The organism is Mesorhizobium sp. Arg314 (assembly GCF_053714275.1).
Genome location: NZ_JBSKBP010000353.1, coordinates 1 through 259 on the forward strand (window position 1 = coordinate 1; position 259 = coordinate 259).

1 protein-coding gene is annotated in these 259 nt (G+C 62.9%); it reads right to left on the reverse strand.

What is annotated here, in order from left to right:
* On the reverse strand, positions 1-259 hold a 259-nt coding region (locus tag ACWGS9_RS35830), incomplete at both ends, for an IS66 family transposase (RefSeq protein WP_454509564.1).

Consider the following 259-nt stretch of genomic DNA (forward strand, 5'->3'; position numbering starts at 1 on the left):
TCGCGGAGTTTTCCTGGCGAGCCCTGACCCGCATCTCGGGAGCCTGCCCGCGAACTTCATCCTCGATCTGCCAGAGCCTTGCCATGGTGCTGACGGTCTCGGTCGCCAGTTCCGAACTGCCATTGACATGGAGTTCGTAGAACTTGCGTCGGACGTGGGCAAAGCAGGCTGCCAGGATCACGCCGTCATTGGCGCCGGCCGACTGGGCCAGCCGGTTGTATGCCGCATAGCCGTCGACTTGCAGAATGCCGCGATACCC